Origin of the sequence: Microvirga sp. 2TAF3, assembly GCF_052114965.1 — a bacterium.
In the GTDB taxonomy this organism is placed as follows: domain Bacteria; phylum Pseudomonadota; class Alphaproteobacteria; order Rhizobiales; family Beijerinckiaceae; genus Microvirga.
Map to the genome: position 1 here is coordinate 51,704 of NZ_JBFRFT010000004.1, position 12,862 is coordinate 64,565.

Annotated in this window: 11 protein-coding genes; 5 read left to right on the forward strand and 6 right to left on the reverse strand. The window is 64.0% G+C overall.

The genetic code is table 11. The features are described 5' to 3' along the window. Positions 1-214 precede the first annotated feature (214 nt). Both AB4Y97_RS05715 and AB4Y97_RS05720 read left to right on the forward strand, forming a co-directional pair. A complete protein-coding gene (locus AB4Y97_RS05715) occupies positions 215-622 on the forward strand; it encodes a hypothetical protein (protein WP_441998056.1) in 408 nt (135 codons plus the stop codon). A 39-nt stretch (positions 623-661) separates the two neighbouring features. Beyond that, complete coding sequence (locus tag AB4Y97_RS05720) at positions 662-1,024, forward strand: hypothetical protein (RefSeq protein WP_441998057.1); 363 nt, start codon at positions 662-664, stop codon at positions 1,022-1,024. Between the two features lie 93 nt (positions 1,025-1,117). Here AB4Y97_RS05720 and AB4Y97_RS05725 read toward each other — a convergent pair whose 3' ends face one another. Then, positions 1,118-3,418, reverse strand: coding sequence for an NADP-dependent malic enzyme (locus AB4Y97_RS05725; RefSeq protein WP_441998058.1), 2,301 nt, complete (start codon positions 3,416-3,418; stop codon positions 1,118-1,120). Positions 3,419-3,520: 102 nt separating this feature from the next. Here AB4Y97_RS05725 and AB4Y97_RS05730 point away from each other — a divergent pair, with 102 nt between their 5' ends. Beyond that, positions 3,521-4,141 carry a CatB-related O-acetyltransferase gene (locus AB4Y97_RS05730; protein ID WP_441998059.1) on the forward strand — a complete coding sequence of 207 codons (621 nt, stop codon included), beginning with the start codon at positions 3,521-3,523 and terminating at the stop codon, positions 4,139-4,141. On the opposite strand, the gene AB4Y97_RS05735 is transcribed toward AB4Y97_RS05730, so the two are convergent. Genes AB4Y97_RS05735 through aspS form a run of 3 tightly spaced genes read right to left on the reverse strand, consistent with a single transcriptional unit; the run spans position 4,113 to position 7,894 of the window. After that, the gene (locus tag AB4Y97_RS05735; RefSeq protein WP_441998060.1) at positions 4,113-5,210 is read right to left on the reverse strand and encodes an acyltransferase family protein; all 1,098 of its coding nucleotides are present in this window, start codon (positions 5,208-5,210) and stop codon (positions 4,113-4,115) included. The two genes, AB4Y97_RS05730 and AB4Y97_RS05735, sit on opposite strands and share 29 nt — an antisense overlap. Then, positions 5,207-6,073 carry a glycosyltransferase family 2 protein gene (locus AB4Y97_RS05740; protein WP_441998061.1) on the reverse strand — a complete coding sequence of 289 codons (867 nt, stop codon included), beginning with the start codon at positions 6,071-6,073 and terminating at the stop codon, positions 5,207-5,209. Before AB4Y97_RS05740 ends, AB4Y97_RS05735 begins: the two co-directional genes overlap by 4 nt. 12 nt (positions 6,074-6,085) lie before the next feature. Beyond that, entirely contained in the window at positions 6,086-7,894 is a 1,809-nt protein-coding gene (aspS, locus tag AB4Y97_RS05745) for an aspartate--tRNA ligase (protein ID WP_441998253.1), read from the reverse strand. 832 nt (positions 7,895-8,726) lie between these two features. On the opposite strand from aspS, the gene AB4Y97_RS05750 reads away from it, so the two are divergent. After that, positions 8,727-9,077: a hypothetical protein gene (locus AB4Y97_RS05750; protein ID WP_441998062.1), complete on the forward strand. Its 351-nt coding sequence runs from the start codon at positions 8,727-8,729 to the stop codon at positions 9,075-9,077. A 44-nt stretch (positions 9,078-9,121) separates the two neighbouring features. Beyond that, entirely contained in the window at positions 9,122-10,285 is a 1,164-nt protein-coding gene (gene rnd / locus AB4Y97_RS05755) for a ribonuclease D (protein WP_441998063.1), read from the forward strand. Positions 10,286-10,367: 82 nt separating this feature from the next. Here the strand turns inward: rnd and AB4Y97_RS05760 are convergent, their stop codons facing one another. Then, on the reverse strand, positions 10,368-12,128 hold the full coding sequence (locus tag AB4Y97_RS05760; RefSeq protein ID WP_441998064.1) for an adenylate/guanylate cyclase domain-containing protein: 1,761 nt from the start codon (positions 12,126-12,128) through the stop codon (positions 10,368-10,370). Positions 12,129-12,315: 187 nt separating this feature from the next. Next, the gene (locus tag AB4Y97_RS05765) at positions 12,316-12,858 is read right to left on the reverse strand and encodes an NUDIX domain-containing protein (RefSeq protein WP_441998065.1); all 543 of its coding nucleotides are present in this window, start codon (positions 12,856-12,858) and stop codon (positions 12,316-12,318) included. Positions 12,859-12,862: the final 4 nt, after the last annotated feature.

Here is a 12,862-nt window from a genome sequence, read left to right on the forward strand (position 1 = left end):
TCGCGGCCAGACGCCGCTACCTCATCCGTGCCATCCTATCCTTATGAGCGACTTGTGAGGGTGGAGTCTCAGGCTCACCATTGAGCCGTCTTCTACACATTAGGTTCGAGTATGGGAAACCCACCGTCGCAAGCGCATTGCGGTGGGGCAAAGCCATAATCCTCATCCGTGGGGGCTGCCCGTTTTAGCACTTAGCATTTGATGGGAGACGCTCATGAAACGGTTACCTTTCGTTGCCGCAATAGCACTCGCTTTTGCCTTTTCAGCTCCCCTGATCGGCGTGACAGCATCATCGGCCTCCGCGCAGGGGTGGTCGGATGAAGACGGCGGTGATGGCGGCGGGAATTGGCGTCAGGAACGACGCGGCCAGATCATGGATATGCTCCAGAACCGGCGGGACCGGCGTGCCGAACTGATGGATATGCTCCAGAACCGACGGGACCGGCGCGCCGAATTGATGGACATGCTTCAGGAGCGGGGAGGCCGGAGAGGCGAGCTTCTGGATTTGATCCGCGAACGGCGCGGCCTCTCGCAGGGAGGTTGTTACTTCGTCACGAGGAGCCTGGCCGATGAAGAGCGCGATTTCGTCATCATGGTCCGCAGGCGGGTCTGCGATGACTAACCCGACTCTGCCACGCCTGCTTGGAAACGGAGGCCTCGAATGAACAAGACCTTATTTGCAGTCATCGGGCTCATGCTGCTGCCCCTGCCCGCTCTGAGCCAGGGCATGTCACGCTCCGAGGATCAGGATTCTTCCTATAGCCGGAAAGACCGGGACGAAGATGGCAGCCTGCGCGACCTCTTGCGCGACATGTACGGAGACGGAGGAGCAAGCCGCGGCGCTCTGTTCAGGCTGCGCAGCGGAGACGCGGCCGTCACAGTCCGCTGCGACTCGCGCGACTCCATGAGAGCCTGCGTGGAAGCCACCCTCACCCTGCTCGACAGGGCGAGCCGCGCGATGCCGCAAGCGGGCGGCCAGGGAGGCGCTCCACCACCTCCGGGCGGCACGCCTCCATCCCGATAGGACGACCGATCAGGGCAGTTCGGTTTGAACTGCCCTGCATCCCTTTCAAAACTCCGGCTCCGCCTTAGGCAAGACTTCGAAAACCGGTCCAATTCAGGCGAGTTTCGACTCCTGCTCGGCGGCTTGCGCCTCGACCACGGCAATGGCCGTGAGGTTGACGATGCCGCGCGCCGTCACCGACGGCGTCAGGATATGCGCGGGCTTGGCCGGACCGATGAGGATTGGGCCAACCGGTAGGGAATCCGCCAGCATCTTCGTGAACTGGAAGGCGATGTTGGCGGCGTCCAGGTTCGGCATGATCAGCACGTTCGCCTCGCCCTTCAGCCGCGAGCCCGGATGGACCCGCTCGCGGATCATCGCAGAGAGGGCCGCGTCCGCCTGCATCTCGCCATCGACTTCGAGATCGGGAGCACGCTCGCTGATGAGCGCGAGTGCCTTGCGCATCTTGACGGCGGAGGGCGTATCCGCCGAGCCGAAATCCGAATGCGATACCAGCGCGATCTTCGGTTCGATGCCGAAGCGCTGCACGTGGCTTGCGCAGGCAATCGTCATATCGGCGATCTCTCCCGCATCCGGATCGAACTGCACATGGGTGTCGGAGAGGAAGAACGCGCCCTTCGACGTGATGACAAGGGAGAGCGCCGCCATCTCGTGAACGCCGGGAGCCAGGCCGATGATATCCTTGATATGCTTGAGTCGGGACTGGAAGCGCCCTTCCAGGCCGCATATCAGGGCATCCGCATCGCCGCGCCGCACCGCGAGCGCGCCGATCACTGTGGAATTGGTGCGCACCAACGTCTTCGCCGCATCGGGCGTGATGCCTTTGCGGGCCGCCGCTTCCACATAGGTCGCCACATAGTCACGATAGCGCGGATCGTCTTCCGGATTCACCAGTTCGAAATGACGCCCGATCTCCATGGAGAGACCGAAACGCTTGATCCGGGTCTCGACCACGTTCGGACGCCCGATCAAGATCGGCTTGGCAATGCCCTCCTCGACGATCACCTGCACCGCCCGAAGGACCCGCTCGTCCTCACCCTCGGCATAAATAACGCGCTTCGGGTCGTCTTTCGCCTTGGAGAAGATCGGCTTCATGATGAAGCCCGAGCGGAAGACGAAGCGCGTCAGTGAATCCGCATAGGCCTCCAGATCCTCCAGGGGACGCGTAGCGACGCCAGACACCATGGCCGCTTCCGCCACCGCCGGCGCGATGCGCAGGATCAGGCGCGGATCGAACGGGCTCGGGATCAGGGATTTGGGTCCGAAAGGATGGGCCTCGCCGCCATAGGCGCGCGCCACGACTTCGGACGGGGCTTCGCGCGCAAGGCCTGCAATGGCCTTCACCGCGGCGGCCTTCATCGCCTCGTTGATGGTCGTCGCGCCCACATCGAGCGCGCCGCGGAAGATGTAGGGGAAGCACAGGACGTTATTGACCTGGTTCGGATAGTCGGAACGGCCGGTGCAGATCATGGCGTCCGGGCGCGCGGCCTCCGCCTCCTCCGGCATGATCTCCGGGTAGGGGTTCGCCAACGCCATGATGAGCGGACGCGGGGCCATCTTGGACAGCAACTCGGGCTTCAGGACGCCGCCGGCGGATACGCCGAGGAAGACATCCGCATCGGTGATGATGTCGGCCAGCGTGCGGGCGTCGGTCTTCTGCGCATAGACCGACTTCCAGCGGTCCATGAGCACTTCGCGGCCCTCATAGACGACGCCTTCGATATCCGTGACCCAGATGTTCTCGCGCTTCGCGCCGAGCGACACCAGCAGGTTGAGGCAGGCGAGCGCCGCCGCACCCGCGCCGGAGGTGACGATCTTCACATCCTCGATGCGCTTGCCCGCGAGTTCGAGAGCGTTCGTGACCGCAGCGCCGACGATGATGGCGGTGCCGTGCTGATCGTCATGGAAGACCGGGATGCCCATGCGGATCTTCAACCGCTCTTCCACCTCGAAGCATTCGGGGGCCTTGATATCCTCGAGGTTGATGCCGCCGAAGGTCGGCTCCAGGGCCGCGATCACCTCGACGAGCTTATCGACCTCCTTCTCGGCAATCTCGATGTCGAACACGTCGATGCCGGAGAACTTCTTGAACAGGACGGCCTTGCCCTCCATCACGGGCTTCGAGGCGAGCGGGCCGATATCGCCCAATCCCAGCACCGCCGTTCCGTTGGAAATGACCGCGACGAGGTTCTGGCGGGAGGTGAGATTGGCGGCCTCAGCCGGATCCGCCGCGATAGCCTCGCAGGGGGCGGCGACGCCGGGCGAATAGGCCAGCGCCAGGTCGCGCTGATTGCCGAGCGGCTTCGTCGGCTGGATCTCGAGCTTTCCCGGACGCGGATAGCGGTGGTAGAAGATCGCTCCCGATTTCAGATCCTGCGAGATGTTGTCAGCCATCCCAAGCGCTCCTTACGCCCACGTGTCTTGTTTTAGGTTGGCGCTCTTGTGCGCGCCTTGTTTCCCGCCGTCAACGCTCTTATTCCCGGTGAATAATATCCAATGAGTCTTCGCCACCGCCTCAAGAACTGGCGCAACCCGCATAACCAGACGAAGCTCCATCTCGCCTGGATGGCGAACCGCTATGGCTACGACATTGGCGAGTTCTCCTACGGCCGCCCCAAGGTGCGGTTTCCCGAATCGGGCAGGAAGCTGGCCATCGGCCGCTATTGCTCGATCGCCGACAAGGTCGAGATCCTGCTCGGGGGCAACCACCGGACCGATTGGGGAACTACCTACCCCTTCTCCGCCCTTTCCGGCCTCTGGCCCTTGGCTCCGAAGACGGAGGATTATCACACCTCGCGGGGAGACGTGACCATCGGGCACGATGTCTGGCTCGGCTCCGGGGCGATCATCCTCTCCGGTGTCACCATCGGCCACGGGGCGGTCGTGGCCGCCCATGCGGTGGTGACGAAGGATGTGCCACCCTATGCCATCGTCGGCGGCAACCCGGCGAAGGTCATCCGCTACCGCTTCGACGAGGCGACCGTTCAGAATCTGCTCGAAGCCGGATGGTGGGAGTTGCCGCAGGAAAAGATCGCGACGCTGATCCCGCTTCTGCAAAGCGACCGGATCAGGGAGCTGATCGCTGCCGTCAGGGTGCTGCGGGCTCAATCGTCTTGAGGGGCCGCCGTCCCAGGGCCTTCGCCTTCAGGGCAAGAGCCGGTTTCTCGATGCCGAACCAGGACAGGGCCGCGATCACGAGCGTGATGACGAGGGAGGGCGCGAGCAGGACGATAGCGGCGGTGGCCGGGAAGAGCGCGTGCAGGGATTGCTGCACCGGCCAGCCATAGAGATAGGTGCCGTAGGACAGATCCGCCTCGGGCTCATAGGAAAAGCGCGTGACGACCGGCGCGAGGGCGAGCCAGATCACCCCGTAGGCGGAGGTGACGAACAGCAGCGTCTTATAGAGAAAGGTGCCATGGGCGAGCGCCGTCGCGACGGCAAGCGCCAGCAGGATGGGACCGGAGAGACGGGCGCGGCTGCGCCAGACATAAAGCGCACCGCCGAAGGCGAAGATCAGTGGCAGGCGCAGCGCGGTCTCGACGCCCTTCGGCGCGTCGGGACGGAAGAGATCGAGCCCCAGCAGGGCGACGGCAAGTCCGGCGACGAGAGCGATGGAAGCGGGCCGCGAGCGCAGCAGGCCGATCAGGCCCAGGGCCAGCACGCCCACATAGCACAGGACCTCGTATTTGAGCGTCCAAACCGTGCCCATCGGGAACCGGAACGGGTTACTATCGAACACGCCGGGCAAGGCGATGTTGCTCTTGAAGCTCGTGAGCGTCGCGGCAATGAAGCGCCGCAGGTCCGCGCTTTCCAGATAGTCCATTATCGGCAGGCGCGTCATCGCGCCACCCATGAGGAGCGCAACCACGAGCGTCGCGACGATGAGGCCAGGAGCAATGCGCAAGGTGCGGGAAATGGCGTAATCGCGCCAGCCGCGCCGGTCGAAGCTCATGGTGACGAGAAAGCCGGAGATGGCGAAAAAGCCGTTCACGGCATGCTCGCCCAGCGTGAAGCCGGTCCGGGCGGCGAGCGGCTCGTCCATCACCTCGCCGGTGGTAACGCTGAAGGCGTGGGAGACCACGACGGCGAGCGCTAGCAGCAGCCGGATCAGGGTGAAGTTGTTCCTGTCCTGCCCCATGGCGGTGGAGAGGGTGGGAGCACTCGCAAGGAGGGCCCCGACTTTCATGAAAGCCCTTCCTGTTCGAGTGCCGTCCGGCCTCGCATGTAGGCCAGGGCTCCGGCTGCCGAGCCGCCATAGCGCTCGATCAGCTTGCGTTGGCCGGTGAGAGCAGCGCCCAAAGTCTTCAGCCCATTGACGAAGAACATGCCGGCGGCCGGGTTGTAGAGGCCGTATTTGTGGCTCACATAGGCCCGCGACCATGCCTGATGCCAACGCGACTTGAAGACCAGTCCCGGCCTCCGTGCGCTGGAGCGCCCCCGCCCGTGCCGCACGATGGCCTTCGGCACATAGACGAGCGCTGCCTGCGAGTCCGTGATGCGGCGGCATAGGTCATCGTCTTCGTAGAACAGGAAGATGCTTTCATCGAACCCGCCGAGCCTCAGGAAAGTTTCGCGACGGATGAGGAAGCACGCGCCGGAGAAAAACGGCGCGCAGGCCTCGCCGTCGGGTATGGCAAGCTTGCCGATCGGATTTTCGAGATAACCCGCCAGCAACGAGCGCGGCTGATAGAAGACGCGGCCATTGGGCTCGACGATCTGCGGGGCGAACAACGCGGCATCGGGATAGCGCTCCGCCGCATCGAGCAGCGTGGCCACCGTTCCGGGCTCAACCACCACATCCGGATTGACGATGAGCAGGAACTCGCTGTCCGCCGCCCATCCGCCGATATTGTTCGCCCGGCCATAGCCCTCGTTCCGCGCATTGCGGATGACGCACGCGCCGAGGCGCTCGGCCTCGGTCGCGCTGCCGTCGCTGGACGCGTTGTCGACGACGATTACCCCGACCCCTTCCGCCTTCAGAGCCCCGAGGCACTCCGGCAGCGCCTCAGCACTGTCGAAGGCGACGACGATGGCGATGACCGAGGGCATGGCTCTCTAAGCTCACTTCTCCTGAACGTTCAGGCGGATGTGCAGTTCACGCAGCTGCTTCGGCGTCACTTCCGACGGCGCGCCGAGCAACAGGTCCTCGGCCCGCTGGTTCATCGGGAACAGCGTGATCTCGCGCAGGTTGATGGCGCCGCAGAGCAGCATCACGATGCGGTCGATGCCCGCCGCCATGCCGCCGTGCGGAGGCGCGCCGTACTGGAAGGCGCGATACATGCCGCCGAAGCGCTCCATGACTTCCTTCTCGCCGTAGCCGGCGATCTCGAAAGCCTTCACCATGCGGTCAGGACGATGGTTCCGGATCGAGCCCGAGGCCAGCTCGTAGCCGTTGCAGACCATGTCGTACTGGAGCGCGGTGATCTTGAGGAGCTTATCCTTGTCCGACGGATCGAGCGCCATGAAGGCGTCATGCTCCATGTCCGCCATGGAGAAGGGATTATGCGAGAAGTCGATCTTCTTCTCGTCCTCGTTCCACTCGTATTGCGGGAAGTCGGTGATCCAGGCGAGGGCGAACTGGTTCTTGTCGCCAAGGCCCAGCTCGTCGCCGATCCGCACGCGCGCCTTGCCCGCAAGCGCCGCCGCCTTGTCCTCGGCGCCCGCGGAGAAGAACACCGCATCGCCCGCCTTGAGGCCGGCCTTTTCACGGATGAGCTTCTGCACCTCGTCCGGGATGAACTTGGCGATCGGGCCCTTGCCGACGATCTGGCCACCCTCCTCCTCGAACACCACGTAGCCGAGACCCGGCGCGCCTTCCGTGCGCGCCCACTCATTCAGCTTGTCGAAGAACGAGCGCGGCTGCGAGGCAGCCCCGGTTGCCGGAATGGCGCGCACGACGCCACCCGACTTGATGACGTTCTTGAAGGCGTTGAAGCTCACATCCTCGCGGGCGAACTCCTCCGACACGTCGGCGATGACGAGCGGGTTGCGCAGGTCGGGCTTGTCGGTGCCATATTTCAGCAGGGCATCGAAATATTTGATGCGCGGGAACACCTCGGTGACGGGCTTGCCGTCCGCGAATTCCTTGAAGGTGTCGCGGATCACGGGCTCCATGGTGCGGAACACGTCTTCCTGGGTGATGAAGCTCATCTCCACGTCGAGCTGGTAGAACTCGCCCGGCAGACGGTCGGCACGCGGGTCCTCGTCGCGGAAGCAGGGCGCGATCTGGAAATAGCGGTCGAACCCGGAAATCATGATGAGCTGCTTGAACTGCTGCGGGGCCTGCGGCAGCGCGTAGAACTTGCCGGGATGCAGGCGCGACGGCACCAGGAAGTCGCGCGCGCCCTCAGGCGACGACGCGGTCAGGATCGGCGTCGTGAACTCGAAGAAGGCGCTTTCCTTCATACGGCGGCGCAGCGAGTCGATGATCGCACTGCGCTTCATGATGTTATTGTGCAGCTTCTCGCGGCGCAGGTCGAGGAAGCGATACTTGAGGCGCGTCTCCTCCGGATATTCCTGGTCGCCGAAGACCGGCAACGGCAGCTCGTCCGCCGGGCCGAGCACCTCCATCTCGGTGATGTAGACCTCGACCATGCCGGTCGGCAAATCGGGGTTCTCCGTCCCGGCGGGGCGCTTGCGCACCTTGCCGTCGACCCGCACCACCCATTCCGAGCGCACGGACTCGGCTAGCTTGAAAGCCGGAGAATCCGGATCGATCACGCATTGCGTCATGCCGTAATGGTCGCGCAGGTCGATGAAGAGCACCCCGCCATGGTCACGGACACGATGAGCCCAGCCGGACAGGCGAACGGTTTCGCCGACATTCGATTCGCGGAGAGCGCCCAAGGTGTGGGAACGGTAACGGTGCATGGTGGGGGCGGACATTGTGGCGGACATGGGTGCCTGCATGAAAGGAAGACGGCTCGGAGTTAAGGGGGCAACATTCATGCGCGCCGGGGGATGTCAAGGCGGAACGATCATTTGAGGCTGCGCCGGGGCGTTCTCGCGCCCGTTTCGGGGCGGAGGGCTGTCGGCCTGGTTCTGGCACTCTCCACATCCGATCAGGGAAGCGGGACGGCGACGGGGTCGCGCAGGGCTTTCTTGATCCCGGCGCTCGCGCTCCGGCCGCCAGGGAACAAGCTAAGCCCTCCCCCTTGCGAGGAGAAGGACAGGACACGCCCTTCACCTTTCCCTGGGAGAGGTCGAGCGCAGCGAGGGTGAGGAGCTCCGCGCTTTCCGGATCACGCTTTTCCCTCCCCCCTAGCGAGGGCGGTATCAGCCTTAATCCCTCGCCAATTCGCATAGTGCTCTGACTTTACGCCCCCCGCCCCTACCCCTCCCCGCAAGGGGGGAGGGAATGCGCGCTTTTCGGATAGACCTGTACTCCTCACCCGGACCTGAAGGTCCGACCTCTCCCTGATGGAGAGGTGAAGAGGCGCGTGTCATTTCCGGCCGGAGCCAAGCGGAGGGGAAGGAATCCACCTTTACCCACGATGCTTCTATGGATCCCCTTCCCGGCCCTGCGGACCGCCGGGGGGTGACAAGGGGCGCTGCGCCGGTGAAGTAGGGAGACGCCTCGACCAGAGATGCCCCAGGCTACTCTCCCAGCCTCGGCTCCCCTCAGAAACACGCCCTTTGCGACACCCGGACTCTTGCGGAACAAACCACGAACCACCATATTTTCCCTATGATTTCCGATGCTGTGACATCCCTGCTGAACCCGGCCCGGAATAGCCCCGTCGAGGAGCGTTTCGAGGGTGCTTGGCACGTCTATCCAATGGAGGGCGCGCTGGAGCTTCACTATACGGACCAAGCCGGCAATCCGAGCCGGCGCTGGATCATCGCGCGCGAGCTGAAGGTTGGTCCCGGCAAGACCCTGCTGGGCGGAATCGACATGGCCGATGACGGCTATCGCGGCTTCCGGGCGGACCGGATCGAGCGGCTCGTCGACGCGGAGACGGGCCTTGTCGTCGACCGCAACATCCTCGACTGGCTGATCAAGCGCGCCGAGCGCCAAGCGAAAGAGCGGAGGAAAGCTCAAGGCAGTGCCTAAGTCAGGGTCGCATGATCCGCCGGCATGGGCTAAAACGCTTCTCCATGGATTTGATTACGACCACCGACGCCCTTCACCGGGCCTGCGCCCGTCTTGCCCAACATCCGTTCGTGACCGTCGATACGGAGTTTCTGCGCGAGACGACCTACTATCCCAAGCTTTGCCTGATCCAGATGGCCGGGCCCGATCCGGTCGATGCCTACCTCATCGATCCGCTCGCCCCGGATATCGACCTCGAGCCCTTCATGGCGCTGATGGCGAACAAGGATGTGGTGAAGGTTTTCCACTCCGCCCGGCAGGATCTGGAAATCGTCTGGAATCTCGGTCGGCTCGTTCCCGAGCCGCTCTTCGACACGCAGATCGCCGCCATGGTCTGCGGCTACGGCGATTCGGTTTCCTACGAACAGCTCGTCAATGACCTCGCCAAGGCGCGGGTCGACAAATCCTCCCGCTTCACCGACTGGTCCCGCCGCCCCCTCACGGAGGCGCAGCTGACCTATGCCCTCTCCGACGTCACCCATCTGGTGAAGGTCTACGAGGCGCTGATGGAGCAGTTGCAGAAGAACGGCCGGCTCGACTGGCTCAACGAGGAGATGGCGATCCTGTCCTCGCCCGAGACCTACCAGGCCGATCCGGACAATGCTTGGCGGCGGCTTGGCGGGCGACTGCGCAAGACGAAGGAAGTGGCCGTGCTCATGGAGATCGCGGCCTGGCGCGAGCGCGAGGCGCAGAACCGCGACGTGCCGCGCGGGCGCATTCTCAAGGACGACGCCCTCATAGACATCGCGACATCCGCCCCGCGCAGCGTGGAGGCCTTGGGCAGGCTGCGCTCGATTCCGAACGGCTTCGAGCGCTCCCGCACCGGTGGCGATATCCTGGAGGCCGTCGAGCGCGGCCTGACCCGCGACCCTGCCACCGTGCCGATGCTCGAGCGCCCGCGTGGACGCGGTGCGACCGGCGCGGTGGTCGAAATGCTGAAGGTTCTTTTGAAGGCCGTGGCGGAACAGGAGGGCGTCGCCCCGAAGATCATCGCCACAGTCGATGAACTGGAAGCCATTGCCGACAGCGACACCGCCGACGTCCCGCCCCTGCATGGCTGGCGGCGCGCCCTGTTCGGGGAAAAGGCCCTGGCGCTGAAGGGGGGTGAACTCGGCCTCGCAGTGCGCAAAAACCGGGTCTTCGTCTATCCGGTCCCGCCGGCGAGCTAGAGCATTTTCCGCAAAAGTGGACACTGGTTTTGCGGCGGAAAAATGCGTCTTTGAAAAAGATAGAACTTCGCCGACGCCGACGTCACTCCGGGAGACCGGCCCGCCGGAGTCCCTCGCACAGGCGGTCGATGACATCCTTGCTGAAGGGCGGCGCGGCCCGCACCGCCCTTACGGTCAGCCCCGGATAGGCCACGAGGAGCTTCTGAACGCAGGCTTCGGCCTGCTCCTGGTTGCCGGAAAAGACATAGGCAGCGGCAAGGAATCTGTTGATCCAGGCCGCCTTCGGATTGGCGAGACGGGCCTTCTGATACCATTCGACCGCCGGCCCGTAGCGTCCGGCCACGAAATGCGCGGCCCCGATTCCGGCATAGGAGTTAAAGATCATGGGGTCGAACGGGCTCAGGCGTATCGCCCTCTCGAAATGTTCGATGCCCGTATCGGGATCGTCGAGGAAATTGCGAAGCCACCCGCTGCGGTTCCACGCCCAGGCCAGGTTCGGGTCGAGCGCCAGCGCCTTCTCGAGCAGGAGCAGGCCCGCCTGATACTCGCGGGTGATCGTCTGGGCGGCACCGAGTACGGTCAGGACGAGCGGATCGTCGGCAGCCAGATCGGCGGCCGCATAAGCCTTGTCCAGAGCATCGCGGCGATCCTGCGCGGGATCCTTCGACCAGTTGTAGATGATCCGCTGCCCGCTGCACCATGACGAGAGGGACAAGGCCAGGGGATAGGTCGGATCGAGCCGAAGCGCCTCTTCCAAAAGCTTCGTCGCCACCCTGTTCGACGCGACGTCCAGAGACCAGACATAGGGTAAGGCCTGCATGACGAGATCGTAGGCGTTCAAGCTGTCCGGTCTCTTGCGCCTTGCCCGCTCGACCTCGGCCGCCCTGATCGAGGGCTGGATCGCGCCGACCACACTCGCCGTGATCCGATCCTGAAGGTCGAAGATATCCTCGACCGTGCCATCGTAATGATCGGCCCAGAGATGCGCGCCCGTCGTCCCGTCGTCCAGCTGCGCCGTGATGCGGACCCTGTCGCGGATGCGCCTGACGCTGCCCTCGAGCACGTAACGGACGCCGAGATCGCGGCTGACCTCCTGCACGTTCACGGCGCGTCCCTTGTAGGTGAAGGTCGAGTTGCGGGCGATGACGAAGAAGGAGCGCACCCGCGAGAGCGCGGCGATGATGTCCTCGGCAATCCCATCCGCGAGGAAGCCGCTGTCGTGGTTCTCGCTCATGGTGTCGAAAGGAAGGACGGCGATCGACGGCTTGTCCGGCACGGCCAGGGCCGGGCGGCGTCCCGCCGGGGAGCCTCCGGCGAAGCTGTAGATCCTGATCGGCCTCGCGATGTTCCTGATGGATTTTTCGCCTTCATTCCGGAAACCATAGGGCAGCCTGTCGCCGACTTCGTCGTAGACCTTCCCCGAAATGCAGATGGCTCCGGGCTGGGCCAGTTGCTCCAGGCGGGCGGCGATGTTCACGCCGTCGCCGTAAATGTCCCCATCCTCCTCGATGATGATGTCGCCAAGGTTGATCCCGATCCGCAGTTCGAGGGCCGGCGCCGGTTCCTGCACGGCCTTGAACGAGAGAGTCTCCTGCACTTCCACCGCGCAGCGGATGGCCTCCATCGGACTGCCGAACTCGACGAGGAAGCCATCACCGGTGGTCTTCACCACACGCCCCCGATGCGCGGTGACGATGGGCTCGATCACATCGCGCCGAAGGCTTTTGACCCGGGCGACCGTGCCCTCCTCGTCCTCCCCCATCAGGGTCGAAAAACCGACCACGTCGGCAGCCAGGATGGCTGCGAGGCGTCTCTGAACTCCGGGGCGGATCGAGTGGCTCATCGCGTCCCTCATGCCGGGGAGAGGCCGATGATGGGATGCCGCTCCTTCATCCAGCGGAACAACGGCAACAGCCCTCATGCATCGGCCCGACCGGCGCCGCCACTCTTTCAGGGAACTATGGAATGGATATGTCGGGATGGGCGGATGGTGGGCGGGCTTCTCAAGGGAAAACCGGACCAATCCTGTCTCAGAGCAGACCCTTGAGGCGCAGCAGTCCGATGGCCGCGACCGTGGCGGAATCCTTGATCGCGCCCTGAAGGATCATTGCATCCACTTCCGCAATGGGGAAGGCGCGGGAGATCATGTCCTGCTCCTCGCGCTCCCGGTCGGCGTCGCCGGCTTCGAGACCCTGTGCGAGATAGATATGATACCCTTGAGTCGAGTAGCCGTAGCACTCGAACAGATGGCCGATATGGAGCATGCTGCGCGCGTTCAGGCCCGTCTCCTCACGCAGTTCGGCGCGGGCGAGGTCCAGCGGGTCGGTGTCCGGGGATTGCTCCCACGAGCCCTGCGGCAATTCCCAGTAACGGCCCTGCACAGGGTAGCGATATTGCTCGACGAGGTGGATCGTCCCGTTTTCGACGGGGACGATCACGGCGAAATCAGATTTCTCGACGACGCCGTAAATGCCGTGCGATCCATCGCGCCGTATTATCGAATCCTCACGGACCCGCATCCAACGGTTTTCGTAGACGATGCGGGTCGCGGAGGTTTCGATATCGGGCTTCATGGCA

Excerpts from the sequence above, each read along its gene's own strand:
- AB4Y97_RS05715 (WP_441998056.1), top strand. The coding sequence starts at position 215 with ATGAAACGGTTACCTTTCGTTGCCGCAATAGCACTCGCTTTTGCCTTT.
- AB4Y97_RS05720 (WP_441998057.1), top strand. The coding sequence starts at position 662 with ATGAACAAGACCTTATTTGCAGTCATCGGGCTCATGCTGCTGCCCCTG.
- AB4Y97_RS05725 (WP_441998058.1), bottom strand. The coding sequence starts at position 3,418 with ATGGCTGACAACATCTCGCAGGATCTGAAATCGGGAGCGATCTTCTAC.
- AB4Y97_RS05730 (WP_441998059.1), top strand. The coding sequence starts at position 3,521 with ATGAGTCTTCGCCACCGCCTCAAGAACTGGCGCAACCCGCATAACCAG.
- AB4Y97_RS05735 (WP_441998060.1), bottom strand. The coding sequence starts at position 5,210 with ATGAAAGTCGGGGCCCTCCTTGCGAGTGCTCCCACCCTCTCCACCGCC.
- AB4Y97_RS05740 (WP_441998061.1), bottom strand. The coding sequence starts at position 6,073 with ATGCCCTCGGTCATCGCCATCGTCGTCGCCTTCGACAGTGCTGAGGCG.
- aspS (WP_441998253.1), bottom strand. The coding sequence starts at position 7,894 with ATGCACCGTTACCGTTCCCACACCTTGGGCGCTCTCCGCGAATCGAAT.
- rnd (WP_441998063.1), top strand. The coding sequence starts at position 9,122 with ATGGATTTGATTACGACCACCGACGCCCTTCACCGGGCCTGCGCCCGT.
- AB4Y97_RS05760 (WP_441998064.1), bottom strand. The coding sequence starts at position 12,128 with ATGAGCCACTCGATCCGCCCCGGAGTTCAGAGACGCCTCGCAGCCATC.
- AB4Y97_RS05765 (WP_441998065.1), bottom strand. The coding sequence starts at position 12,858 with ATGAAGCCCGATATCGAAACCTCCGCGACCCGCATCGTCTACGAAAAC.